Origin of the sequence: Comamonas nitrativorans (assembly GCF_042654765.1) — a bacterium.
Classification (GTDB): Bacteria; Pseudomonadota; Gammaproteobacteria; order Burkholderiales; family Burkholderiaceae_C; genus Comamonas; species Comamonas nitrativorans.
This window is the reverse complement of sequence record NZ_JBHSEW010000007.1, coordinates 158,541-183,497: the sequence shown is the minus strand read 5'-3', so window position 1 is coordinate 183,497 and position 24,957 is coordinate 158,541. Positions and strand designations below refer to the sequence as shown.

The following is a 24,957-nucleotide window of genomic DNA, read 5'->3' as shown; positions in this document are numbered from 1 at the left end:
CATGACGATGCAGGGTTGGGATTTGCAGGACATCCATTTGCGCCGGGGGCCAACCCCGGTGTTTGCCGGTCTGCACCTGTCATTGGGCGAAGCCCGCATCGGTCTGATCGGCTTCAACGGCGCGGGCAAGACCAGCCTGCTGCGCATGTTGGCCGGGCTGGACGTGCCCTGGCAGGGGCAGATCGTCTGGCAGGGCGACACCCTGCACAGCGCCGAACGCAGCCACGCGCCCAGCCGCCGGGTGGGGCTGATGTTCCAGAATCCGGACGACCAGATCATCTTCCCCACCGTGCAGGAGGAGCTGCAACTGTCCTGGCGCAGCGCCCACAGCGGCAGCCGGGCGCAGGCGGCCCGGGCCGTGGATGATTTCTTGCAGCAGCGCGGTCTGGCGCACTGGGGGCAGCGGGCCGTGGGCAGTTTGAGCCAGGGCCAGCGCCAGTGGGTCTGCTGGCTGGCCATGCGGGTGGCCCAACCCGAGGTGCTGCTGCTCGACGAGCCTTATGCCAGCCTCGACCTGCCCGGGCAGTTGCGGCTGGCCGCCGACATTGCCGCCTGCCCGCAGCAGGTGCTGGTGTCTACCCACGTGCTGGACTATGTGCGCGACTACCCGCGCGTGCTGTGGTTGGAGCAGGGCCAGGTGCGCCTGGACGGGCCGGGCGCAGACGTTTGCCGCGCCTACGAGGCGCATGTGCGCAGCCTGGGCATCGACCAGGGATGGGTGCAGCATGGGTAGTTTGTATAGCGAGTACCGCACGTGGTTGCACGGTTTGCGGGCCGGACATAAGCTATTTGGCTTGGTGGCTGCGGGGCTAGCTCTCTTTATTTTTCAATCGCTGTGGGTTCTGGGGGCCGGGGCGGCGCTGTGCGCCGGGGTGTTGGTCAGCCTGGGGCCGGCCACGCAACCGGCGCGGCGCCTGCTGTGGGCGGTGCTGGTTGCCGCCCTGCTGGTGGCCGGTTTCCACGTCTGGATGGGCACCTGGGAGCTGGGCGTGGCCAGCGCCTTGCGCTTGTTCTGTGCCTCCAGCCTGGGGGTGGCGCTGACGGTGACGACCCGCACCGGCGACGTGGTGGCGGTACTGGAATGGCTGCTGCAACCGCTGCGCCCGCTGGGCGTGAACCCGGAGCGCCTGTCCCTGCAACTGGGGCTGATGCTGCGTTTTACCGAACACTTTTTCATCCAGTGGGGCAAGCTGGACGATGCCTACCGCCTGCGCACCGGGCGCGGCGGCGGCTGGCGGCTGGTGGCCCCCCTGGCGGTGCATATGCTGCAAACCGCGCGGCGCGTGGCCGATGCCCTGTTCGTGCGCCTGGGCGGTTGATTACGTTGAATTTTTTAAGGGAGCAACCCATGACCACTTTGACCCGCAACAGCGCCCAGTCGCTGTCCACCGTCGCCCTGTTCGCGGCCCTGATGGCCGTGCTGGGCCTGGTGCCGAAGATCGACCTGCCCTTCGGCGTGCCCATTACCTTGCAGTCGCTGGGCATCATGCTGGCCGGGTGCCTGCTGGGCGGCAAGCGCGGCTTTCAGGCCATTGCCCTGTTCCTGCTGGCCGTGGCGGTGGGGCTGCCGCTGCTGGCCGGGGGGCGCGGCGGGATTGGCGTGTTCATGCTGCCTTCTGCCGGGTATTTGATCGGCTACGCCCTGGCCGCCGGGGTGGTGGGGCTGCTGATGGGGCGTTTGCCCAGCCGCACGCCCAAGCAGGCGGCCATCAGCGCCCTGATCGCTGCCGTGCTGGGCGGGGTGGTGTTCCTGCACCTGCTGGGCATCGCCGGGCTGATGCTGATCGCCCAGATGCCGCTGACCAAGGCCTTCATGCTCGATCTGGCCTTTGTCCCCGGCGATCTGGCCAAGGCCGTGCTGTGCGCCCTGGTGGTGCATACCGTAGCCAAGGCTCTGCCCGACTGGCCGCTGGGGGGCAAGCCCGCATGACCGCACCCGCCTGGCCCCTGGTGCATGGCTGCCTGGCGCACTGGGCCGGCGTGCAGCCCGACGCCCTGGCCCTGGTCAGCGAGCGCGGGCAGCTTACCTTTGCCCAGTTGCAGGCGCAGGTGCTGGCCCAGGCGGCACGGCTGGAGCGGGAAGACGCCTTGCCCACCGTGCTGCTGCCGCTGGATGGGGGCGTGGTCGATGGGGTGGTGCAGTTTCTGGCCGTGCTGGTGAGTGGCCGCTGCGCGGCCATCGGCGATGCAGCGTGGCCGCCGGCCATTGCCCAGTCGGTGCAGGCGGCGGTCGATGCCTTGCCCGCGCAGATGCCGACGCACGAGGCGGCAGCGCCCGATCTGGCCCCGTTCTATGTCGGTTTTACCTCGGGCAGCTCGGGCCAGCCCAAGGGATTTCGCCGCCACCATCGCTCGTGGGTGGAAAGTTTTGCCATCACTGCGCACACCTTCGGGGCGCAGCTCACCGGCCCGGTGCTGGCGCCGGGGCGCATCAGCCATTCGCTGTTTCTGTTTGCCGTCATGCTCGGCCTGTGGACGGGGCGCGGGGCGCGGGTGCAGGAAAAATTCTCGGCAGAAACCACCTGGGCGCAGTTGCAGCAAGCACCGGGCAGCACCCTGGTGGCCGTGCCCAGCCAGTTGCTGCTGCTGATGCAGATGGCACAGCGCAAGGGCTGGGCACCGCTGCCCCAGCCCAGCCTGGTATTGATCAGCGGCGCCCGCTGGATGCGCGAACACACGCCGCAGTTGCAGGCCCTGCTGCCCCAGGCGCGGCTGGCCGAGTTCTACGGCGCATCCGAGGCCAGCTACATCACCTGGATGGACGTGGCTGCCCGCGCCCATCCGCAGGCCGTCGGCCAGCCCTTTGGCAATGTGCAGCTGCGCATCGGGCCGACGCCCCATGCCAGCCTGCCAGCGGGCGAAGTGGGCCGCATCTGGCTGCGCAGCCCCATGCTGTTCATGGACTACGTTCATGCCCACGACGGTTCCGCCGCCGAACTGCACGACGGCTGGCTGACCGTGCGCGACATGGGCTGGCTGGATGCGTCCGGCCAGCTTTACCTGTGCGGGCGCGAAAGCCGGATGCTGGTCACCCAGGGCAAAAACCTGTTCCCCGAAGAGGTCGAGGCCTGGTTGCAGGCGCAGCCCGGCGTGGCCCAGGCCAGCGTGGTCGGCCTGCCCGATGCGCTGCGCGGCCTGCGCATCCACGCCGTGCTGCAAGCGGACGGGAACGGGGACGGTTTGCCCGCCGCCAGCACGCTGGCCGCAGGCTGCCGGGCGCAGCTCGAAGCCTTCAAGACGCCGCGCCGCTGGTGGCGCTGGCAGGGCGCATGGCCGCAAACGCGCAGCGGCAAAACCGATACGGCGGCCTTGCAGGCGGCGGTGGCGCAAGCCCTGGCCGGCCAGCCGCCAGGGCCATTGCAGGCATGGCGGTAAACCTGTCATGGCCCATCGTCGGCTGGGCACGCACCCCGGTGGCCCCCGTCGGCGGGGCGCTGGCGCAGTGCACGGTGCCGGATTTGACCACCCCGCTCGTCGCCCACCTGCTGCGCCGCGCCGGCCTGCCCGCCGAGGCGGTCGATGCCGTCGTGCTGGGCAACGCCCTGGGGGCCAATGGCAACCCGGCCCGTCTGGCCGCCCTGGCTGCCGGCTTGCCCGACCGGGTGGCCGCCTGGACGGTCGATAGCCAATGCTGCGCCGGCCTGGATGCCATCACCCATGCCTGCGGCCTGCTGGCCCTGGGGCAAGCCGAGGTGGTCATTGCCGGCGGGGCCGAAGCCTGGAGCCGCGCCCCCCTCCGATCGCACCGCCCGCGCCATGCCGGGGAACCCCCCCAAGCCTACGAACGCCCCGCCTTTGCGCCCGCGCCGCGCGACCGGGACATGCTGGATGCGGCAGCGGCCATCGCCTGCCAGCACACACTCACTCGCGCAGCGCAGGATGCCTGGGCCATCACCAGCCACGCCCGGGCGCTGGCGTATGTGCCGGGGGACGAAGTCGTGCCGGTGGCCGGATGGGGGCGGGACGCCTACCCCCGCGCCCTGACCCTGGCGCGGGCCGTGCGGATGCCCGCCGTGCGCCCCGGCACCGGCGCCCAGGGGGATGATTGCAGCTTGAGTACCGTGGCCATCTCGCCCAAGGCCGACGGCGCAGCCCTGCTGCTGCTGGCCAGCCCGGCGGCCTGCCAGCGCTGGGGCTTGCGCCCCCGCGCCCAGTGGCAGGGTGCAGCCAGCCTGGGCGCCGCCCCCGAAGCGCCGATGCTGGCCGCCCAGCAGGCAGCGCAGCAATTGCTGCAAAACCAGGGGCTGGCGGCAGCCGATGTGGAGGTGGTGGAACTGCACGATGCCTTTGCCGCTCAGGCGCTGGCGTTCGTGGCGGCTTTGGGCCTGCCCCTGGAGGCCATCAACCGCCAGGGCGGGGGGCTGGCCCGGGGGCATCCGATCGGGGCATCGGGGGCGATTGCCCTGGTGCAGGCACTGGCGCAGTTGCAACCGGGGCAGCGGGCGCTGGCGGCGATTGCAGGGGCCGGGGGATTGGGAAGTGCTATTTTAGTAAGAGCTTTTACCGCTTGAATCCATTCAATCTCAAATATAAAACTTATTAAAATTGAATGGATTCAAGCGGGAAAAGCTATTGTTTTTGTGATCAGTGGCCGCCGCCGCCCAGCACCGGCACCAGGTTCCCGTTCTTGTCGTACAGCTTGCCGTCGATCACCTGGTCGCCATCGCTCAGGCTGTCCAGCACGTGCTGGGTCAGGCGCCGTTCCGAGGCTGCCACAAACACCGACTGCTGGTCGGAATTGCCCTGCTTGAAGTGGTTGAACAGCAGGTTCAGGCTGATGGCGACCACCGCCGCGCCGCTGATGCCGGAGTGGAAGATGGTGGCGAACCATTCCGGGAACTGGGCGTAGAACTTGGGCGCGACCACCGGCAGCAGGCCCGCGCCGATGGCGGTGGCGACGATGATCATGTTCATGTTGTTGTGGTAGTCCACCTTGGACAGCGTGCGGATGCCGCTGGCCGCCACCGTGCCGAACAGCACCAGCCCGGCGCCGCCCAGCACCGACGGCGGCACGCAGGCGACGATGCGGCCCATGATCGGCAGCACGCCCAGGGCGATCAGGATCAGCCCGCTGAAGGCCACCACGTAGCGGCTTTTCACGCCGGTGACGGCCACCAGCCCGACGTTCTGCGCAAACGCGCTTTGCGTGAACGCGCCGAAGAACGGCGCGACGATGCTGGAGAGCATGTCCGCCCGCAGCCCGTCGCCCAGGCGGCGCGAATTGACCGGGGTGCCCACGATGTCGCCCACGGCCAGCACGTCCGCCGAAGTCTCCACCAGAATCACCAGAATTACGATGAACATCGACAGGGTGGACGCCATGCTGAAGGTGGGCATGCCGAAATACAGCGGCTGCGGCACCGCAAACCATGCGCCCTGGCCGACGTTGGAGAAGTCGCTCTTGCCCATGAACACGGCAATGACCGTGCCGATGACGATGGCCAGCAGGATCGACAGGCGTGAAATCGCCGCGTTGCCCAGCTTGGACAGCAGCAGCACCGTCAGCAGCGTGATGCCGGCCAGGACGACGTTGCTCATGCTGCCGTAGTCCGGCAGGCTGGGGCGCCCGCCCATGGCCCAGTTGGCGCACACCGGCATCAGCGACAGGCCGATGACCGTGATCACGCAGCCATTGACCAGCGGCGGAAAGAACTTGGTGACCTTGGAGAACACCGGCGCCACGATCAGCCCCAGCACCGACGCGGCAGCCACCGCCCCCAGCACGCCCTGGATGCCGCCGCCGGTCTGCAGGATGCTGACCATGGTGGCCACGCCCGCAAACGAGACGCCCTGCACCAGCGGCAGCTTGCTGCCGAAGAACGGGATGCCCAGCGTTTGCAGCAGCGTGGCGATGCCGCCCATGAACAGGCAGGCGGTAATCAACAGGCTGGTGTCGGCGGCGGACATGCCGGCCGCTTCGGCCACAATCAGCGGTACGGCGACGATGCCGCCGTACATGGTCAGCACATGCTGCATTCCGTAGGCCAGATGGGGGCCAAAGCCCAGGTTCTCGTCCTCGGGACGCTCGATGGCCGGGGCGGCCGCAACGTCGGCAGCCGCGACAGCGGCGGTGGCTTGGGTCATGATGTCTCCTTGGCTTCATGGATGAAGCTCTTGAAAAAATGCTGCGCGGGGCAACCAGGAGGAAGGTTTTCTCAGGCTGCCCGGGAGCGGACGCTTTTGACTATAAATTCCTCGTGGAATTTTTTGCATACAAATTTGTATACATAGCTTATCGAAATCCGGCACTGCCTGATTTCTCTTGGGCGACAGCCCTGATCCTGGCGAAAATTCTGGGGAATGCCCTTATTGCCACTACCTTGAGTCTTGAGTCGCTTATGTTCCGCACGCAATCCCTGTCCACCAAGATCAAGGTCTTGAGCCTGGCTTTTCTCCTGGTCGGGCTGGTGTCGGTCGGCCTGACCCTGTGGGTGACTTGGAAGCTAGAAGGCGGCGCAGCGGCGGTGAACGAGGCCGGGCGCCTGCGGATGCAGGTGTTCCGGATGCAGCTGTCCTACCAGAACCATGAGCAGCACCTGCTGGCCCAGGGCAACGAACGCTTCGGCGCCAGTTTGCAGTTGCTGCGCGATGGCGATCCCTCCCGCCCCTTGCTGATCCTGTGGACGCCGCAGTTGCGCACGCAGTTTGCGCAGATCGAGCAAGGCTGGCAGCGGCTGTCGGCCATGGAGGGCCAGGCCACGCTGCCCGAGTTCCGCGCCCAGGGCGACGCACTGGTGCAGGTGATCGACGATCTGGTCACCCTGCTGGAGCGGGAAATGGTGCGCTGGACGGCGGGCCTGCACCTGTTCCAGCTGATGATGGTGGCGCTGGTGATCGGGGCGGCCATCGTGTTCTGGATGATGAGCTACTGGGAGGTGATCTATCCCCTGGAACGCCTGGAGGAGGGCATTGCCCGGATCCGGCAGGGGCAGTTGCAGACACGGCTGCAGCTGGATACGGGCGGAGAGTTCGGCCGCGTGGCTTCGGGCTTCAACCTGATGGCGGCCTCGCTGCAGGCGGCCCGGGAAAACCTCGAATTCAAGGTGCGCGAGAAAACTGCCAGCCTGGAAGCGCAGCACGCCCAGTTGCAGGCCCTGTATACCGTCAGCGCCCAGATGGCCGAGGCCGACAGCCTGCAGACCCTGGCCCAGGGCTTTGTCCACCAGGTGCGGGCCAGCGTCCAGGCCGATGCCGTGGCCGTGCGCTGGTCGGACGAGGCCAACGAGCGCTACGTGCTGCTGGCCAGCGAGGGCCTGCCCCAGGTTCTGAGCAGCCAGGAATACTGCTTGCCGACGGGGGCTTGTCTGTGCGCCCCGCCGCAGGAAGGGGCCAGGGCGCGGGTCGTCCGCCTGAACGCCGAGGACACCATGGCCCTGCCGCATTGCCGCGAAGCGGGCTACGCCACGCTGGTGGGCGTGCCTCTGCGCCACCAGCAGCGCCTGTTGGGGGAGGTGAACCTGTACTTTCGTGCAGAGCGGGTGCTGACCCCGGAAACCCATGCCCTGCTCACGGCCATGGCCGAGCACCTGGCCAGTGCCATGGAGAGCCTGCGCGTCACCGCCCTGGAGCGCGAGGCCGCCGTGGCCCAGGAGCGCAGCATGATTGCCCGCGAGCTGCACGACTCCATCGCCCAGTCGCTGGCCTTCCTGAAAATCCAGACGCAGCTGCTGCGTGATGCCATCGCCAAGGACAATGCCGTCGCCCGCGAGCGCAGCCTGGCCGAGCTGGAAGTGGGCGTGCGCGAATGCTACGCCGACGTGCGCGAGCTGCTGGTGCATTTCCGCACCCGCACCAGCGACGAGGACATCGCCAATGCCTTGCGCTCCACCCTCTCGAAGTTCGAGCACCAGACGGGGTTGAAAGGGGCCCTCATCATGGGGGGGCCGGAAGGCCTGCCCCTGCCCCCGGACGTACAGGTGCAGGTGCTGCACATCGTGCAGGAAGCGCTGTCCAACATCCGCAAGCATGCCGAGGCCACACAGGTCACGCTCAGCGTGCAGCGCCACCCGGTGTGGAGCTTCACCATTGCCGATAATGGCTGCGGTTTTGCCTCGCAAGAGGTGGCGCCCGACTCCCTGCACGTCGGCCTGGGCATCATGCAGGAGCGTGCAGCGCGTATCCAGGCTGATTTGCAGGTGCTTTCCAGCCCGGGAAAGGGAACGACCGTGCGCTTGCAGCTATCCCCTTTTTCGTCTCTCGACGACACGCTTTGACCCATCATGTCTGCTACCACCACCGGCCCCCGGCCCATTACCGTTTTTGTCGTCGATGACCACACCCTGTTCCGCCGGGGACTGATCGCCCTGATCGGCCAGGACGCCGGACTGCAGGTGATCGGCGATGCCAGCGACGCGGGGCAGGCCCTGCGCCAGGTGCCGGTGCTGCAACCCCAGGTCATCCTGCTGGACAACCACCTGCCCGGCGTATTGGGGGTGGATGCCATTGCCAGCCTGCGCCGGGCCAGCCCGGCCAGCCGGGTGGTGATGCTCACGGTAAGCGAGGACGGTCAGGACCTGGCCACGGCGCTGCGCAACGGGGCACAGGGCTATCTGCTCAAAACCATGGACGGCGACCTGCTCTTTGAAGCCATCCACCGCGCTGCCCGCGGCGAGCCGGTGGTCAGCCCCGAGATGATGGGCAAGCTGGTTGCCGCCTTCCAGAGCCAGGGCGCCCCGGAGCCGGAACCCGTGCCGCAGGAGGAGAGCGCCGCCGAAGCCTCCCCCCTGTCCCCGCGCGAGGAAGACGTGCTGCGCGAAATCGCCCAGGGCGCCAGCAACAAGGAAATTGCCCGGCGGCTGGACATTGCCGAAACCACGGTGAAGATTCACGTGCAGCACATCCTGCGCAAGCTGGGCCTGAGTTCGCGCGTGCAGGCGGCGGTGTATGCCTCCGACCGCGCACGCAGCGAATAATCGATAGCTGCTGGCGCTTGTTGGGTAAGCGATAAAGCCTTTTTTTATTCAAAATATCGTTTTCGGGTACTACTCCTTTGGAACTAGGGCATTGCCCGCACCATCGTTCTTTTGCCTTGCGTTTTAGGCCCACTGGCGGATAGGCAGAGCCGGGGCGAACGGGGAGGATCGACACCATTGCAGCTACAGGACTTTTGCAATGGCCTCCGCTTCTTCTTCCTCCGTCAGCGCAGAGCGCTATAGCCGCCAGGCCTGGTCGGTGCTGATTGCCAGCACCCTGGCGTTCACCGTGTGTTTCATGGTCTGGATGATGTTTGCCGTGGTCGGCATCCCGATCAAGCAGATGCTCGACCTGAATGCCACCGAGTTCGGCCTGCTCATGGCCATGCCGGTGTTGAGCGGCTCCCTCATTCGCGTCCCCCTGGGCATCTGGACGGACAAGTTCGGCGGGCGCATCGTCATGGCCGTGCTGCTGGCCGTGACCATCCCGGCCATCTGGGCCATCTCCTGGGCCACGCAATATTGGCAATTCCTGATCATCGGCCTGCTGCTGGGGCTGGCCGGGGGGACTTTCTCGGTGGGCACGCCCTATGTGGCCCGCTGGTTTCCCAAGGAGCGCCAGGGCATGGCCATGGGCGTGTTCGGTGCCGGCAACTCGGGTGCGGCGGTCAATAAATTCGTTGCTCCGGTGATTCTGGTGGCGTTTGGCTGGCAGGCCGTGCCGCACGTCTACGCCGCCATCATGCTGGGGGCGCTGGTGGTGTTCTTGCTGATGAGTCACAGCGACCCGCGCCACCTGGTGCCGAGCAACGTCAAGTTCACCGACCAGCTCAAGACCCTGAAAGACCCGCGCGTACTCAAGTACTGCCAGTACTACAGCATCGTCTTCGGCGGCTACGTGGCGCTGGCGCTGTGGATGGTGCAGTACTACGTGGGCGAGTACGGGCTGGACATCCGCGTGGCTGCCCTGCTGGCGGCGTGCTTCTCGCTGCCCGGCGGGGTGCTGCGGGCCATCGGCGGGGTGCTGTCCGACAAGTACGGCGCCCACAGCGTCACCTGGTGGGTGATGTGGGTGTGCTGGATCTGCCTGTTCCTGCTGTCCTACCCGCAGACCGATTTCACCATCCAGACCGTCTCCGGCAGCACCACTTTCCACTTCGGGCTGAACGTCTACGCCTTCACCGCCATCATGGCCGTGCTGGGGGTGGCCATGGCCTTTGGCAAGGCCAGCGTGTTCAAGTACATCAGCGATGACTACCCCGGCAACATCGGCGCGATCAGCGGCGTTGTGGGTCTGGCCGGGGGGCTGGGCGGGTTCGTGCTGCCGATCATGTTCGGCGCCCTGCTCGACTGGACGGGCGTGCGCTCCAGCGCCTTCATGCTGATGTACGGCGTGGTGTGGGTGTCCCTGATCTGGATGTATTTCACCGAGGTGCGCCGCACCGATCTTCTGACCACCCGTGACGGTCAGCCCTCCCACTAATGCCATTGTCAGGAGCTTGCTTCCCATGACTTCTACACCATCTTCCCGGCCCGCTGGACACCAGGGGCGGATGCTCACCTTATGGACGCCCGAGGACAAAGCCTTCTGGGAGCGCGAGGGCGAGGCGATTGCCAAGCTCAACCTGTGGATTTCCGTGCCCGCGCTGTTCCTGGCCTTTGCCGTCTGGCAGGTCTGGAGCGTGGTGGCCGTGAACCTGCCGGCGCTGGGCTTCAAGTATTCGACCAACCAGCTGTTCTGGCTGGCTGCGGCCCCGGCGCTGTCGGGCGCAACGCTGCGCATCTTCTATTCGTTCATGGTGCCGGTGTTCGGCGGGCGGCGCTGGACGGCGCTGTCCACCGCGTCGCTGTTGATTCCCATGCTGGGCATCGGCTTTGCCATCCAGGACCCCACCACCAGCTACCCCACCATGCTCATCCTGGCGCTGCTGTGCGGCTTTGGCGGGGGCAATTTCAGCTCCAGCATGTCCAACATCAGCTTCTTCTTCCCCAAGGAGCGCAAGGGTTCGGCCCTGGGCGTGAACGCGGGGCTGGGCAACCTGGGCGTGTCGGTGGTGCAGTTCCTCAGCCCGCTGGTGATCTCGCTGGGCATTTTCGGCATCTTCGGCGGTGACGCGCAGGTCATCATCCGCAACGGCGAGCCGCAGCACGTCTGGGCGCAGAACGCCGCCTTCATCTGGGTGCCGTGGATTGCCATTGCCGCTGTCGTGGCCTGGTTCGGGATGCACGACATTGCCGATGCCAAGGCCAGCTTTGCGGCACAAGCGACCATTTTCAGGAACAAGCACAACTGGCTGATGTGCCTGCTCTACCTGGGCACCTTCGGCTCCTTCATCGGCTTTGCCGCCGGTTTTCCGCTGCTCATGAAGGCGCTGTTCCCCAGCATCAACCCCCTGGCCTACGCCTGGATGGGGCCGCTGGTGGGGGCGTTGTCGCGGCCCTTCGGCGGCTGGCTGGCCGACAAGATCGGCGGCGGCGTGGTGACCTTCTGGAACTTCGCCGTCATGGCCCTGGCCGTGCTGGGCGTGCTGTATTTCCTGCCCAAGGGGGCCACGGGCTACGCCCTGCCCTTCGGCCCGCAGGAGGGCAGCTTCATGGGCTTCTTCCTGATGTTCCTGGTGCTGTTCTTCACCACCGGGGTGGGCAACGGCTCCACCTTCCGCATGATTCCGGTGATCTTCCTCACCCAGAAATTGCGTGCCGTCACCGGCCAGGATGCCGCAGCGAAGGCCCAGGCCATCAAGGAAGGCAATACCGAAGGGGCTGCCGCCGTCGGCTTTGCCGGGGCGCTGGGGGCCTACGGGGGCTTTTTCATTCCCAAGAGCTACGGCAGCTCCATCGAAACGACGGGCGGTCCCGAGTTCGCGCTGTGGATGTTCGTCGCTTTTTACCTGCTGTGCGTGGTCGTGACCTGGTGGTACTACACCCGCAAGAACGCCGAGATGCCCTGCTGACGTCTCCCTTTTATTTTTCAGATTTCCAAGGAGCATTCCATGAGTCATTTGCTTGATCGCCTGACCTATTTTTCTCAGCCACGGGAAAGCTTTGCCGATGGCCACGGCCAGACCAACGGCGAAGACCGCACCTGGGAAAACGCCTATCGCGACCGCTGGGCGCACGACAAGATCGTGCGCTCCACCCACGGTGTGAACTGCACGGGCTCCTGCTCGTGGAAGATTTACGTCAAGGGCGGCATCGTCACCTGGGAAACCCAGCAGACCGACTACCCGCGCACCCGCCCCGACCTGCCCAACCACGAGCCGCGCGGCTGCGCCCGGGGCGCGTCCTACTCCTGGTACCTGTATTCGGCCAACCGCGTGAAATACCCCATGGTGCGCGGCCGTCTCCTGAAGCACTGGCGGGCCGCCCTGGCGGTGGCGAAAAGCCCGGTCGATGCCTGGGCGGCCATCGTGCAGAACCAGGAAGCCCGCGAGGAATGGCAGAAGCAGCGCGGCCTGGGCGGCTTCGTGCGTTCCACCTGGGACGAAGTCAACCAGATGATCGCTGCGGCCAACGTCTACACCATCAAGCAGTACGGGCCGGACCGCATCATCGGCTTCTCGCCCATTCCGGCGATGTCGATGATCTCCTACGCTGCCGGCAGCCGCTACCTGAACCTGATCGGCGGCGTGCCGATGAGCTTCTACGACTGGTACTGCGACCTGCCGCCGTCCAGCCCGCAGGTGTGGGGCGAGCAGACCGACGTGCCCGAGAGCGCCGACTGGTACAACTCCAACTTCATCATCGCCTGGGGTTCCAACGTGCCGCAGACGCGCACGCCGGATGCCCACTTCTTCACCGAGGTGCGCTACAAGGGCGCCAAGGTGGTGGCGGTGACGCCCGACTATTCGGAAGTCGCCAAACTGGCCGACCTGTGGCTGCACCCCAAACAGGGCACGGATGCCGCTGTTGCCATGGCGATGGGGCATGTCATCCTGAAAGAGTTTTATTTCGACAAGCGCTCGGCCTACTTTGACGATTACGCCCGCCGCCTGACCGATCTGCCGCTGCTGGTGGTGCTGGAAGACAAGACCCTGCCCGATGGCCGCGTGGTCAAGGTGCCGGGCCGTTACGTGCGGGCCAGCGACTTCGAAGGGCAACTGGGCCAGACCAACCACCCGGACTGGAAAACCGTGGCCTATGGCGTGGATGGCAATGTGACGCTGCCCAATGGCTCCATCGGTTTCCGCTGGGGGCCGGAAGGCGGCCCCGATCAGGGGCTGTGGAACCTGGAGAACAAGGACGCCCGCGACGGCAACACCGTCAAGCTCAAGCTCTCGGTGCTGGAAGACGGCACCCAGGCGCACGAGATCACCGACGTGGCCTTCCCCTACTTCGGCGGTATCGACACCCCCAACTTCAACGCCAACGACCAGGGCGACGATGTCATGGTGCGCCGCGTGCCCGTCACTTACCTGAATTTGAACGGTGAGGGCGTTGCTGGCCGTGTGGCAGTAGCTACGGTTTTTGACTTGCAAGTGGCCAACTACGGTGTAAACCGTGGTCTGGAAGGCGAGGGCGCCGACGGTGGCTACGATGCCAACGCCCCCTATACCCCCGCCTGGCAGGAGCCGATCACCGGCGTGCCGCGCGAGCAGGTGATTGCCATTGCCCGCCAGTTTGCCGACAACGCCGACAAGACACACGGCAAGAGCATGGTCATCATCGGCGCGGCCATGAACCACTGGTACCACTGCGACATGAACTACCGGGGCATCATCAACATGCTGATGATGTGCGGCTGCATCGGCCAGTCGGGCGGCGGCTGGTCGCACTACGTGGGCCAGGAAAAACTGCGCCCGCAGACCGGCTGGACGGCGCTGGCCTTTGCGCTGGACTGGATTCGTCCGCCGCGCCAGCAGAACTCCACCAGCTTTTTCTACGCCCACACCGACCAGTGGCGCTACGAAAAGCTGGGCGTGGAAGAAGTGCTGTCGCCGCTGGCGGACAAAAACGCCTACCAGGGCAGCATGATCGACTTCAACGTGCGCTCCGAGCGCATGGGCTGGCTGCCCAGCGCCCCGCAGCTGGAGGTCAATCCGCTCCAGGTGGTCAAAGACGCTGCCGCCAAGGGGCAGGACGCCAAGGAGTACCTGGTGCAGTCGCTCAAGGACGGCAGTATCGCCCTGAGCTGCGAAGACCCGGACAACCCGCTGAACTGGCCGCGCAACATGTTCGTGTGGCGCTCCAACATCCTGGGCAGCTCGGGCAAAGGTCATGAATACTTCCTCAAGCACCTGCTGGGCACGACCCACGGCGTGCAGGGCAAGGACCTGGGCAAGGACGAGGCCAAGCCCATGGAAGTGAAGTGGCACGACCAGGCACCCGAGGGCAAGCTGGACCTGCTGGTCACGCTGGACTTCCGCATGAGTACCACCTGCTTGTACTCCGACATCGTGCTGCCCACGGCCACCTGGTACGAGAAGAACGACCTGAACACGTCGGACATGCACCCCTTCATCCACCCTCTGTCCGCCGCCGTCGATCCGGCCTGGCAGGCACGCAGCGACTGGGAGATCTACAAGGGTTTCGCCAAGGCGTTCAGCGAAGTCTGCGTGGGCCACCTGGGCGTGGAGAAGGAAGTCGTCCTCACCCCCATCATGCACGACACGGCGGGCGAGCTGGCCCAGCCCTACAGCGTGAAGGACTGGAAGAAGGGCGAGATCGACCTGATCCCCGGCGTCACCGCCCCGCAGATCACCGTGGTCGAGCGCGACTACCCCAACACCTTCAAGCGCTTTACCGCCCTGGGGCCATTGCTGGACAAGGTGGGCAACGGCGGCAAGGGCATCGGCTGGAACACGCAGACCGAGGTGGAGCAGCTCGGCGACCTCAATGGCCGCGTGCGCGAAGAAGGCGTGACGCAGGGCAGGCCGCGCATCGTCAGCGACATCGACGCCACCGAGGTAGTGATGATGCTGGCCCCCGAAACCAACGGCCACGTCGCCTGCAAGGCCTGGGAAGCCCTGGGCAAGCAGACCGGGCGCGACCACGTGCACCTGGCGCTGCACCGCGAGGACGAGAAGATTCGCTTCCGCGACATCCAGGCGCAGCCGCGCAAGATCATTTCCTCGCCCACCTGGAGCGGGCTGGAGAGTGAGAAGGTCAGCTACAACGCCGGCTACACCAACGTGCATGAGCTGATTCCATGGCGCACGCTGACGGGCCGCCAGCAGTTCTACCAGGATCACCCCTGGATGCGTGACTTTGGCGAGGGGTTTGTCAGCTACCGCCCGCCGGTGCATCTGAAGGCGCTGCACGAGGTCGAGGGCAAGATGCCCAACGGCAACCCCGAGATTGCGCTGAACTTCATCACGCCGCACCAGAAATGGGGCATCCACAGCACGTACAGCGACAACCTGCACATGCTGACCCTGAACCGGGGCGGCCCGGTGATCTGGCTGTCCGAGGACGACGCCAAGCGCGGCGGCATCGTGGACAACGACTGGGTCGAGCTGTTCAACGCCAACGGCGCAATTGCCGCCCGTGCGGTGGTCAGCCAGCGCGTGAACAACGGCATGGTGCTGATGTACCACGCGCAGGAAAAGATCGTGAACACCCCCGGCTCGGAAATCACCGGCACGCGCGGCGGCATCCACAACTCGGTCACGCGGGTGGTGCTGAAGCCCACGCACATGATCGGTGGCTACGCGCAGTACAGCTACGGCTTCAACTACTACGGAACCATCGGCACCAACCGCGACGAGTTCGTGCTGGTGCGCAAGATGCGCCGCGTGGACTGGATGGATGCCGAAACCGAAGCGGCGGCCCAACACGCCTGAAGCGCCTGAGAAAGAAGGAGAACACAATGAAAATTCGTGCCCAAATCGGCATGGTGCTGAACCTGGACAAGTGCATCGGTTGCCACACCTGTTCCGTCACCTGCAAGAACGTCTGGACGAGCCGCCCCGGCGTGGAATACGCCTGGTTCAACAACGTCGAGACCAAGCCCGGCATCGGCTATCCCAAGGAATGGGAGAACCAGGACAAGTGGAACGGCGGCTGGACGCGCCACGCCGACGGCTCCATCGCCCCGCGCCAGGGCGGCAAGTGGAAGATGCTGATGAAGATCTTCGCCAACCCCAACCTGCCGCAGATCGACGACTACTACGAGCCGTTCACTTTCGACTACGACCACCTGCAATCGGCCCCCGAGATGAAGGCCGCGCCCACCGCCCGCCCGCGCAGCCTGATTACCGGCCAGCGCATGGAGAAGATCGAGTGGGGGCCGAACTGGGAAGAAATCCTGGGCGGCGAGTTCGCCAAACGCAGCATCGACGTGAACTTCGAGCAGGTGCAGAAGGAGATGTACGGCCAGTTCGAGAACACCTTCATGATGTACCTGCCGCGCCTGTGCGAGCATTGCCTGAACCCGGCGTGCGTGGCGTCTTGCCCCTCGGGCTCGATCTACAAGCGCGAGGAAGACGGCATCGTGCTGATCGACCAGGACAAATGCCGTGGCTGGCGCATGTGCGTGAGCGGTTGCCCGTACAAGAAGATCTACTACAACTGGCAGACCGGCAAGGCCGAGAAGTGCATCTTCTGCTACCCGCGTATCGAGGCCGGCCAGCCCACGGTGTGTTCCGAAACGTGCGTGGGCCGCATCCGTTACCTGGGCGTGCTGTTGTACGACGCCGACCGCATCCAGGAAGCGGCCAGCGTGGAGCGCGACCGCGATCTGTACCAGGCGCAGCTGGATATCTTCCTCGACCCCAACGACCCGGCGGTGATCGCCCAGGCCCGTGCTGACGGCATTGCCGACAACTGGATCGAAGCGGCGCAGAAAAGCCCGGTCTACAAAATGGCCGTCGATTGGAAGATCGCCCTGCCGCTGCACCCGGAATACCGCACCCTGCCCATGGTGTGGTACGTGCCGCCGCTGTCGCCCATCACCTCGGCGGCCAACGCCGGCCACCTGGGCGTGAATGGCGAGATTCCCGACGTGGGCCAGCTGCGCATCCCCGTGCAGTATCTGGCCAACCTGCTGACGGCGGGCGACACCGCCCCGGTCATCCGGGCGCTGGAGCGGATGCTGGCCATGCGGGCCTACCAGCGCGGCGTGCATGTGGACAAGGTGCAGAACCTGTCCGTGCTGAAACAGGTGGGCCTGACGGCGCACGACGTGCAGGACATGTACCAGGTGATGGCGATCGCCAACTACGAAGACCGCTTCGTCATCCCCAGCACGCACCGCGAGTACGCCGAAAACGCCTTCGACGTGCGCGGCGGTTGCGGCTTCTCGTTCGGTAACGGCTGCTCGGACGGCAGTACCCCGGTGAGCATCTTCGGCAGCAAGAAAAAACGCACCATCCCCATCAAGGCGACGGTGTAGGAAAGGAGCAGCACCATGTTGAAAACCACCTCCACCCCTGCCAGCCTGCGCGTCACCCTGCGCGTGCTGGCCCGGCTGCTGGACTACCCGGACACGCAGTTGCGCCCCCAGGTCGGGGAACTGCTGCAAGCCCTGGCGGAAGAAAAAGTCCTGACCCGCGAGCGCCAGGCCGAGCTGCACGCCCTGGGCCGCCAACTGGCGCAGCAGGACATCTATGCCCTGCAGGAGCGCTATGTGGAAACCTTCGACCGGGGGCGGCAGACCTCGCTGCACCTGTTCGAGCATATCCACGGTGATTCGCGCGAACGCGGCCCGGCGCTGCTGGACCTGGCGCAGACCTACGAAAAGGCCGGTCTGGTCTTTGACGCGGCCGAGCTGCCCGACCACCTGGGCGTGGTGCTGGAGTTCGCCTCCACCCAGCCCGCCGCACTGGCGCGGGAGTTTCTGGGCGAGATGACGCACATCCTGAACGCCCTGTTCACCGCCCTGCTGCAACGGCACAGCCCGTATGCCAGCGTGATCGCCGCCATCCTGGAAGCGGCTGGCGAAAAAGCGCAGGCCGTGCCCCTGGCTCCCGAGCCGGACATGGACGAGGCCTGGGCCGAGCCGGAAGCCTTCGACGGCTGCACCAACCTGGGGCAGAACCGCCCCATCCCGCAATCGGTGCGTAAAACACGTTCTCAATCTTCCCAAGGAGTTGCGCCATGACCGCCTGGCTTGATAACTTTTTGTTCGGCCTGTACCCCTACATCTGTCTGGCCGTGTTCTTCATCGGTAGCTGGATTCGCTTCGACCGCGACCAGTACACCTGGAAAAGCGACTCCTCGCAGCTCCTGCGCCGGGGCAGCCTGCGCTGGGGCAGCAACCTGTTCCACATCGGCGTGCTGTTCCTGTTCTTCGGCCACAGCGTGGGGATGCTCACCCCGCACTTCATGTACGAAGCTTTCATCAGCGCAGGCAACAAGCAGCTCATGGCCATGGTCAGCGGCGGCATCGCCGGGCTGATGGCCTTCGTCGGCGTCAGCCTGCTGCTGCACCGGCGGCTGACGGACGCACGCATCCGCGCCACCAGCAAGACCAGCGACATCCTGCTGCTGTGGATTTTGTGGGTGCAACTGGCGCTGGGGCTGGCAACGATTCCGCTGTCGGGCCAGCATCTGGATGGCTCGGTGATGATGCAACTGGCCGGCTGGGCGCAATCCATTGTCACCTTCCAGAGCAATGCCGTCGGGCTGCTGGCGGGGGTGAGCTGGGTGTTCAAGCTGCACATGGCGCTGGGCATGACGATCTTCCTGATCTTCCCTTTCACCCGGCTGGTACATGTGTGGAGCGGCTTTGGCACCCTGGCCTATATCGTGCGGCCCTACCAACTGGTGCGGGCAAGGCGGATGAATTTGCCGGCCGGCCACAACCACCCCCGCGTCTGAAGCTGCGAAGCAAGCGAAGAAGCCCCGCCCTTCACAGCGCATCCATCAGGGTGTGGTCCCCATAACAGGCAAGCCGCATCCCATCTGACTCGCCGTGGCTGTCCGAGCGGAGCGCCCAAAGGGCGCAAAGCGAGTTCCACGGCGTAAAAGCTGCGCAGCACGCTTTCTTTGCCTCCTTTCTTGCGCGTGCAAGAAAGGAGGTCGCCCGCCGGGGCGAGACCCGGCCAGCAGAACCAGAAATTCGCAAGACCGAATTTTCAACAAACACTCTGAAAAAGTAGCTGTTACCGTATATAAACAAACAACTTCAAATATAAAACCACCTAAAACCGTTTATTTACCAGCGGTAAAAGCTATCAATAAAGGATTTGTCATGCCAGAAGCCACCGCCACAGCAGAACCCGCAAAAATCAACGGCATCCCCCTCCACGCCCCCGGCGAACATCTCCCCCAGGAATTGCTGCGCCAACGCGCCTGCACCGAATTGCTGCGCCAGCAGGCCCAGCAGCAAGGCCTGCTGGCGCAGGACGACCCGCAGCCCCAGGACGGGGCCACCAGCGCCGCCGCCACCGCCGCCATCGAGCAGTTGCTGGAACAGGCGCTGACGGTGCCCGAACCTTCGGAAGACGCCTGCCGCCGCTACCACAGCGCCCACCCCACCATCGGGGCGCGGGGCGAGCGTGCCCATCTGCGCCACATCCTGTTTGCCGTCACGCCAGGGGTGAACGTCACCCTGCTGCGCCAGCGGGCCGAGGCGCTGCTGCTGGAGCTGCGCTGCGCCGACGAGGGCGGCCCGGCCTTTGCCGAAGCCGCCCGCAAGTGGTCGAACTGCCCCAGCGGCGCCGAAGGCGGCGACCTGGGCTGGCTGACCCGCGAGGACTGCGCCCCGGAATTTGCCCGCGACGTGTTCGAGGGCCAGGAAATCGGCGTGCTGGCCCGCCTGGTGCATAGCCGCTTCGGCCTGCACGTGGTGCAGGTCTGCGCCCGGCAGAAGCCCGAAACCAAACCCTTCGAGCAGGTGCATGAAGCCGTGGCCCAGCAACTGCGCCACCAGACCTGGCTGAACGCCCTGCGCCAGTACCTGCAACTGCTGGCCGGCGAGGCGGAAGTGGTCGGCATCGACCTGGACGCCGCCAGCAGCCCGCTGGTGCAATAAGCGGCAGGCGCGTATGCCCGACGACGAGCTGCTGGAGCGCCTCCAGCACTTCCACCACAACGCCTTTCCCCAGTACCGGGCGCAGTTCCAGGCGCTGGTGCAGGATGGCCAGCACCCGACCACGCTGTTCATCGGCTGCTCCGACTCGCGCCTGCTGCCCTATCTGCTCACGGGCGCGGGGCCGGGCGAGCTGTTCCTGGTGCGCAACGTCGGCGCGTTCGTGCCGCCCTACGACGGCTCGCACGGCCACCACGGCACCACGGCGGCCATCGAGTACGCCACCCTCACGCTGAACGTGCAGCGCATCGTCGTCTGCGGGCACAGCCATTGCGGCGCCGTGCAGGCGCTGTACCAGGGCGTGCCGGACGAGGCCGTCAACCTGCACCGCTGGCTCGACCTGGGCCGCCAGGCCGTGCTGCCCATGCAGCCCTGCCCCGAAGTGCTGCGCCGCACCGAGCAGCGGGCCGTCGTCCTGCAACTGGAACGCCTGCTCGACTACCCCATGGTGCGCCAGCGCGTGCAGCAGGGGCGGCTGACCCTGCACGGCTGGCACTATGTGATCGAGGAGGGGCAGGTCTACGTCTTCGATGTGGCCAGCGGCGGCTTCATTGCCGCCTCCCTGGCCGAACACAGCGGTACCATGCCGTGCCCGCCCTATCCCCCCTATGTCGAACACGACGGCCAGATTCCCGCCGTGTAAACCGCGCACCCACCCCCACTGCCATGAACACCACCACCATCGAACACTTCGACGACCTGCTGCGCATCGCCCGCGCCCAGCCCGAGCCGCAGCGCCTGCTGCTGGTCTTTGCCAGCGCGGGCCTGCCCGACCAGCCCAGCGCCCGCCAGCAGGCGCAGTTCACCCAGGCCCAGGGTGGCACGCTGGAGCCGCTGCTGTGCGTGGATAAAAAGCCGGAAGAAATTGCCTCTTTTGCCGCTCTGCTGGAAGAGTCCCAAGCCCTGGAAGCGCCCTTGTCCCAGCCCTGGACGCTGGTCTTCGTCGCCGCCCTGGGCGGGGTGCTGCACGAAGAGCCCAGCGATGCCCAGGTCGATGCGCAACTGCACCGCATGGTGGAGTCGATTCGCGGCGGCATGGTCAATGCCTACCTGCCCTTCAATCGCCAGGGCCAGCCGGTGCAGTTGCAGCCGGGTTAGTGAGGCCGTTTGACTCTGCCATCATGGCAAGCCTTACAGTTGCCGGATGACTGAAGGAAGCACTGCCATGAATACCGCTGCCAGCACGGTGGCCCGCCCCCCTGCCGCCGTCACCCTGCCGGTGCAGGGCATGACCTGCGCCTCGTGCGTGGGCCGGGTCGAGCGGGCCTTGAAGAAACTGCCCGGCGTCGCCAGCGTCCAGGTCAATCTGGCCACCGAAAGCGCCACCCTGCGCTTTGACGGTCCGCCCGACGTGGCAGTGGCCATCGCCACCATCGAAAAATCCGGCTACGCCGTGCCGCAAGCCAGCATCGAGCTGCAAGTGCAGGGCATGACCTGCGCCTCGTGCGTGGGCCGGGTCGAACGCGTGCTGCGCCGCGTCTCCGGCGTGCAGGACGTGGCGGTGAATCTGGCCACCGAACGCGCCCGCATCAAGATGCTGGCCGGCACGCCCGTGCAGGCATTGGTGGCCGCCGTCATGAAGGCCGGCTACGAAGCGGTTCCCGTCGTCCAGGAAGCCAGCGCCCAGGCCAGCGATGCCCAGGCCGAACGCCAGGCGGCAGAGCGCCAGCGCCTGCAACGCAGCCTGTGGCTGGCCCTGGTGCTGGCCCTGCCCGTGTTCATTCTGGAAATGGGCGGGCATCTGTTCCCGCCGCTGCACATGTGGATCGACGCCACCATCGGTATGCAGAACAGCTGGCTGCTGCAATGTGTCCTGACTAGTGCCGTGCTGCTGGGGCCGGGGCGGCAGTTCTACCGCCTGGGCGTGCCCGCCCTGCTGCGCGGTGCGCCGGACATGAACTCCCTAGTGGCGCTGGGCACGGCAGCGGCGTTTGCCTATTCCGTGGTCGCCACCTTCGCCCCCGGCCTGCTGCCTGCGGGCACCGTACACGTCTATTTCGAGGCGGCGGCGGTCATCGTCGCGCTGATTCTGCTGGGCCGCTTTCTGGAAGCGCGGGCCAGGGGCCAGACCTCCGAAGCCATCCGCCGTCTGGTGCAACTGCAGGCCAAGACCGCCCGCGTGCAGCGCGGCGATGGCGCATGGCAGGAGGTGGACATCGTCCAAGTCATGGCCGGCGACCGCGTGCAGGTGCGCCCCGGCGAGCGCATCCCCGTCGATGGCACGGTGCTGGAGGGCGAGAGCTTCGTCGATGAATCCATGATTAGCGGCGAACCCATTCCCGTCACCAAACGCGCCGGGGCCGAACTGGTCGGCGGCACGGTGAACCAGAACGGTGCCCTGGTCTTCGAAGCCACCAAGGTCGGCGGCGACACGCTGCTGGCGCAGATCATCCGCATGGTCGAGCAGGCGCAGGGCGCCAAGCTGCCCATCCAGGCGCTGGTCGACAAGGTGACAATGTGGTTCGTCCCGGCCGTCATGGCGGCGGCGGCGCTCACCTTTCTCGTCTGGTGGCTGTGGGGGCCGCAGCCTGCGCTCAACTTCGCGGTGGTGAATGCCGTGGCCGTTCTCATCATCGCCTGCCCCTGCGCCATGGGGCTGGCCACGCCCACCTCGATCATGGTCGGTACGGGCCGCGCGGCGCAACTGGGCGTGCTGCTGCGCAAGGGCGAGGCGCTGCAACAACTGAAGCACACCCGTGTCGTCGCCGTCGATAAAACCGGCACCCTGACCCTGGGGCGGCCCGAACTCACCGACCTGGCGCTGGCCCCCGGTTTCGACCGCGCCCCGGTGCTGGCCGCCATTGCGGCGGTGGAAGGGCAGTCCGAACACCCCATCGCCCGCGCCATCGTCCAGGCCGCCGAGCGCGAAGGGCTGGCGCTGCCCGAGGTCACGCAGTTCGACGCCATCACCGGCATGGGTGTTCGCGCCCAGGTGGGCGGCCAGCGTATCGAGATCGGCGCCGACCGCTTCATGCAGCAACTGGGCCTGGACGTGGCCCCCTTTGCCGCCGCTGCCGAGCAGCTCGGCCAGGAAGGCAAAACCCCGCTCTACGCGGCCATCGACGGCCAACTGGCCGCCATGCTGGCCGTGGCCGACCCGATCAAGCCCAGCACCCCGGCAGCGATTGCCGCGCTGCACCGGCTGGGGCTGAAGGTGGCGATGGTGACGGGCGACAACCGCCACACCGCCCAGGCCATCGCCCGGCAACTGGGCATCGACGAAGTGGTGGCCGAGGTGCTGCCCGGCGGCAAGGTCGATGCCGTGCAGCGCCTGCAAAAAAGCCACGGCACCCTGGCCTATGTGGGCGACGGCATCAACGACGCCCCGGCGCTGGCGCAGGCCGACGTGGGCATGGCCATCGGCACGGGCACCGACATCGCCATCGAGGCGGCGGACGTGGTCCTCATGTCCGGCGACCTGGGCGGCGTGCCCAAGGCGATTGCGCTGTCGCAGGCCACTATGGGCAACATTGCGCAAAACCTGTTCTGGGCCTTTGCCTACAACGTGGCGCTGATTCCGCTGGCCGCCGGGGTGCTGTACCCGGTCAATGGGACGCTGCTGTCGCCGATGTTTGCGGCGGGGGCGATGGCGTTGTCCAGTGTGTTTGTGGTGAGTAATGCCTTACGGTTGCGGCGGTTTCAGCCGAAGGGGTGATTGAAAAAGAGAGCTTTTTCCGCTTGTACTTATTGAATTTCAAGTAGTTTTTATCTTGAAATTGTTTATTTATCAGCGGTTTCAGCTATTTATTTAATGTTCTTTGGGTTTTGGGTTCTGCTGGCCGGGACTCGCCCCGGCAGGCGACATCCTTTCTTGCACGCGCAAGAAAGGACGCAAAGAAAGCGTGCTGCGCAGCTTGAATACCCGCCGTGGAACTCGCTTCGCGCCCTTTGGGCGCTGCGCTCGGACAGCCACGGCGAGTCAGACGGGAGGCGGCTTGCCTGTTCTGGGGGCTGCGCTCTGACGGATGCGCTGCGCTGTGGGGTGGGGGCTTCGCTTGCTGCGCAGCTTCAGCGGGGGTGGCTCAAAGTGTCAAGCGCCTTGACCATCGGGGGGGCCTTCTTCCTCGGGTTCTGGGCTGGCGACGCGAAATTCTTCTGCTGCCCAGGCGCCCAGGTCGATGCGCTTGCAGCGTTCGCTGCAAAAAGGCCGCCAGCGGTTGCCGGGCGCAAACAGGGCAGGGCCGCCGCAGGTCGGGCAGGCAACGGTCGGGGCGGTTTCAGCAGGCATGGTCAATCAGGGGGCGCGGTGCGGGGTCAGGCGCACAGCGTCAGCTCGAAGTGGGCGTTGTCGGTGCTGGGCACCAGGCTGTAGTGGTCCCCCTGCAGCTCGGCGTGTTGCAGCCGTACCGAGACGATCAGGCGGTTGCCGCTGATTTCCGGCACCAGGTGCAGGGCCGGGTCGATGCGCAGGCGCAGCAACTGGTAGGCCTTGGCCGACGGCAGAGCCTGCTGGAAGTGCCCGTGGGTGGCGGCCACCTTTTGCGGTGTGCCGGTATCGCGCAGCAGCCCCAGCAGCAGGAAGACGGCATCGGCCAGGGGCTTCAGGCACTGGCCCCAGCGGCGCAAGTCTTCCTGGCGCTGCTCGGTGGGCAGGTGCTGCCAGTGGAAGTAGGCCGGCAGGTCAAAGCCGTTGGTGCCCCCGGGAATTTCCAGGCGGCTGCGCAAGGCGTTGAGCAGCTCGCCCTCCAGCAGGATCTGTCCGGTTTTGCCCGACTGGGCGTGCAGACTGGCATAGCGCTGGTTGAGCTGGCCGATGATCTTTTCCAACATGTCCTGGGCGATGTCGGGGTTGTCGCGCAGGCCGTCGAGCAGGTTTTTCTGCCGCTCCAGGTCGCGCATCACGTCCGATTTCAGGTCGGCGCGAGAGGCGACTTCCAGAATCTCGAACATCGTTACCAGTGCGAAGTGGTGGTCGATGGCCGCCTCGCGCGTCATCAGCTCCAGCAAGCGGCGAAACAGTTGCTCCAGGCGCAGATAGGTGCGCACACGCTCGTTGAAGGGGTATTCGTACAGAATCACGCGGGTAGTTTTCCGGGGGTGAGGACAGGCACCGGCCGGTTTTTACCGGCAAGA

20 protein-coding genes are annotated in these 24,957 nt (G+C 66.0%); 17 read left to right on the top strand and 3 right to left on the bottom strand.

What is annotated here, in order from left to right; genetic code table 11:
* The first annotated feature begins 1 nt into the window (after position 1).
* Genes ACFO3A_RS09710 through ACFO3A_RS09690 form a run of 5 tightly spaced genes read left to right on the top strand, consistent with a single transcriptional unit; the run spans position 2 to position 4,511 of the window.
* Positions 2-733: an energy-coupling factor ABC transporter ATP-binding protein gene (locus ACFO3A_RS09710; protein ID WP_377725936.1), complete on the top strand. Its 732-nt coding sequence runs from the start codon at positions 2-4 to the stop codon at positions 731-733.
* Positions 726-1,319, top strand: a complete 594-nt coding sequence (locus ACFO3A_RS09705; RefSeq protein WP_377725935.1) for an energy-coupling factor transporter transmembrane component T family protein — start codon at positions 726-728, stop codon at positions 1,317-1,319. Before ACFO3A_RS09710 ends, ACFO3A_RS09705 begins: the two co-directional genes overlap by 8 nt.
* Positions 1,320-1,348: 29 nt before the next feature.
* Positions 1,349-1,930: a biotin transporter BioY gene (locus ACFO3A_RS09700; RefSeq protein ID WP_377725934.1), complete on the top strand. Its 582-nt coding sequence runs from the start codon at positions 1,349-1,351 to the stop codon at positions 1,928-1,930.
* A complete protein-coding gene (locus tag ACFO3A_RS09695; RefSeq protein ID WP_377725933.1) occupies positions 1,927-3,375 on the top strand; it encodes an AMP-binding protein in 1,449 nt (482 codons plus the stop codon). The genes ACFO3A_RS09700 and ACFO3A_RS09695 overlap by 4 nt, the downstream gene beginning before the upstream one ends.
* Positions 3,366-4,511, top strand: coding sequence for an acetyl-CoA C-acyltransferase (locus ACFO3A_RS09690; RefSeq protein WP_377725931.1), 1,146 nt, complete (start codon positions 3,366-3,368; stop codon positions 4,509-4,511). Before ACFO3A_RS09695 ends, ACFO3A_RS09690 begins: the two co-directional genes overlap by 10 nt.
* Positions 4,512-4,584: 73 nt before the next feature.
* Here the strand turns inward: ACFO3A_RS09690 and ACFO3A_RS09685 are convergent, their stop codons facing one another.
* The gene (locus tag ACFO3A_RS09685) at positions 4,585-6,084 is read right to left on the bottom strand and encodes a nucleobase:cation symporter-2 family protein (RefSeq protein ID WP_377725930.1); all 1,500 of its coding nucleotides are present in this window, start codon (positions 6,082-6,084) and stop codon (positions 4,585-4,587) included.
* Positions 6,085-6,338: 254 nt separating this feature from the next.
* Here ACFO3A_RS09685 and ACFO3A_RS09680 point away from each other — a divergent pair, with 254 nt between their 5' ends.
* The 12 genes from ACFO3A_RS09680 to ACFO3A_RS09625 all read left to right on the top strand — a co-directional run bounded on the left by ACFO3A_RS09680 (position 6,339) and on the right by ACFO3A_RS09625 (position 23,539).
* Positions 6,339-8,213, top strand: a complete 1,875-nt coding sequence (locus ACFO3A_RS09680; RefSeq protein WP_377725928.1) for a histidine kinase — start codon at positions 6,339-6,341, stop codon at positions 8,211-8,213.
* A gap of 6 nt (positions 8,214-8,219) precedes the next feature.
* Positions 8,220-8,912, top strand: a complete 693-nt coding sequence (locus ACFO3A_RS09675) for a LuxR C-terminal-related transcriptional regulator (protein WP_377725926.1) — start codon at positions 8,220-8,222, stop codon at positions 8,910-8,912.
* A 199-nt stretch (positions 8,913-9,111) separates the two neighbouring features.
* Positions 9,112-10,395, top strand: a complete 1,284-nt coding sequence (locus ACFO3A_RS09670; protein WP_377725925.1) for an MFS transporter — start codon at positions 9,112-9,114, stop codon at positions 10,393-10,395.
* Between the two features lie 25 nt (positions 10,396-10,420).
* On the top strand, positions 10,421-11,866 hold the full coding sequence (locus tag ACFO3A_RS09665) for an MFS transporter (RefSeq protein WP_377725923.1): 1,446 nt from the start codon (positions 10,421-10,423) through the stop codon (positions 11,864-11,866).
* Positions 11,867-11,905: 39 nt separating this feature from the next.
* Positions 11,906-15,694 carry a nitrate reductase subunit alpha gene (locus ACFO3A_RS09660; RefSeq protein ID WP_377725921.1) on the top strand — a complete coding sequence of 1,263 codons (3,789 nt, stop codon included), beginning with the start codon at positions 11,906-11,908 and terminating at the stop codon, positions 15,692-15,694.
* Between the two features lie 26 nt (positions 15,695-15,720).
* On the top strand, positions 15,721-17,244 hold the full coding sequence (gene narH / locus ACFO3A_RS09655) for a nitrate reductase subunit beta (RefSeq protein ID WP_377725920.1): 1,524 nt from the start codon (positions 15,721-15,723) through the stop codon (positions 17,242-17,244).
* Positions 17,245-17,259: 15 nt separating this feature from the next.
* Complete coding sequence (gene narJ, locus ACFO3A_RS09650; protein WP_377725919.1) at positions 17,260-17,952, top strand: nitrate reductase molybdenum cofactor assembly chaperone; 693 nt, start codon at positions 17,260-17,262, stop codon at positions 17,950-17,952.
* Positions 17,949-18,671: a respiratory nitrate reductase subunit gamma gene (gene narI / locus ACFO3A_RS09645; RefSeq protein WP_377725918.1), complete on the top strand. Its 723-nt coding sequence runs from the start codon at positions 17,949-17,951 to the stop codon at positions 18,669-18,671. The genes narJ and narI overlap by 4 nt, the downstream gene beginning before the upstream one ends.
* 373 nt (positions 18,672-19,044) lie before the next feature.
* On the top strand, positions 19,045-19,827 hold the full coding sequence (locus ACFO3A_RS09640) for a peptidylprolyl isomerase (protein ID WP_377725915.1): 783 nt from the start codon (positions 19,045-19,047) through the stop codon (positions 19,825-19,827).
* A gap of 13 nt (positions 19,828-19,840) precedes the next feature.
* The gene (locus ACFO3A_RS09635) at positions 19,841-20,527 is read left to right on the top strand and encodes a carbonic anhydrase (RefSeq protein ID WP_377725913.1); all 687 of its coding nucleotides are present in this window, start codon (positions 19,841-19,843) and stop codon (positions 20,525-20,527) included.
* A gap of 23 nt (positions 20,528-20,550) precedes the next feature.
* Positions 20,551-20,982, top strand: coding sequence for a ribonucleotide reductase subunit alpha (locus ACFO3A_RS09630; RefSeq protein ID WP_377725911.1), 432 nt, complete (start codon positions 20,551-20,553; stop codon positions 20,980-20,982).
* A gap of 67 nt (positions 20,983-21,049) precedes the next feature.
* Entirely contained in the window at positions 21,050-23,539 is a 2,490-nt protein-coding gene (locus tag ACFO3A_RS09625) for a heavy metal translocating P-type ATPase (RefSeq protein WP_377725909.1), read from the top strand.
* Positions 23,540-23,914: 375 nt separating this feature from the next.
* Here ACFO3A_RS09625 and ACFO3A_RS09620 read toward each other — a convergent pair whose 3' ends face one another.
* Both ACFO3A_RS09620 and zapD read right to left on the bottom strand, forming a co-directional pair.
* Entirely contained in the window at positions 23,915-24,112 is a 198-nt protein-coding gene (locus ACFO3A_RS09620; protein ID WP_377725908.1) for a DNA gyrase inhibitor YacG, read from the bottom strand.
* Between the two features lie 26 nt (positions 24,113-24,138).
* Positions 24,139-24,903 (bottom strand): cell division protein ZapD, encoded by a 765-nt coding sequence (gene zapD / locus ACFO3A_RS09615; RefSeq protein WP_377725906.1) that lies wholly within the window; start codon positions 24,901-24,903, stop codon positions 24,139-24,141.
* Between the last annotated feature and the right edge of the window lie 54 nt (positions 24,904-24,957).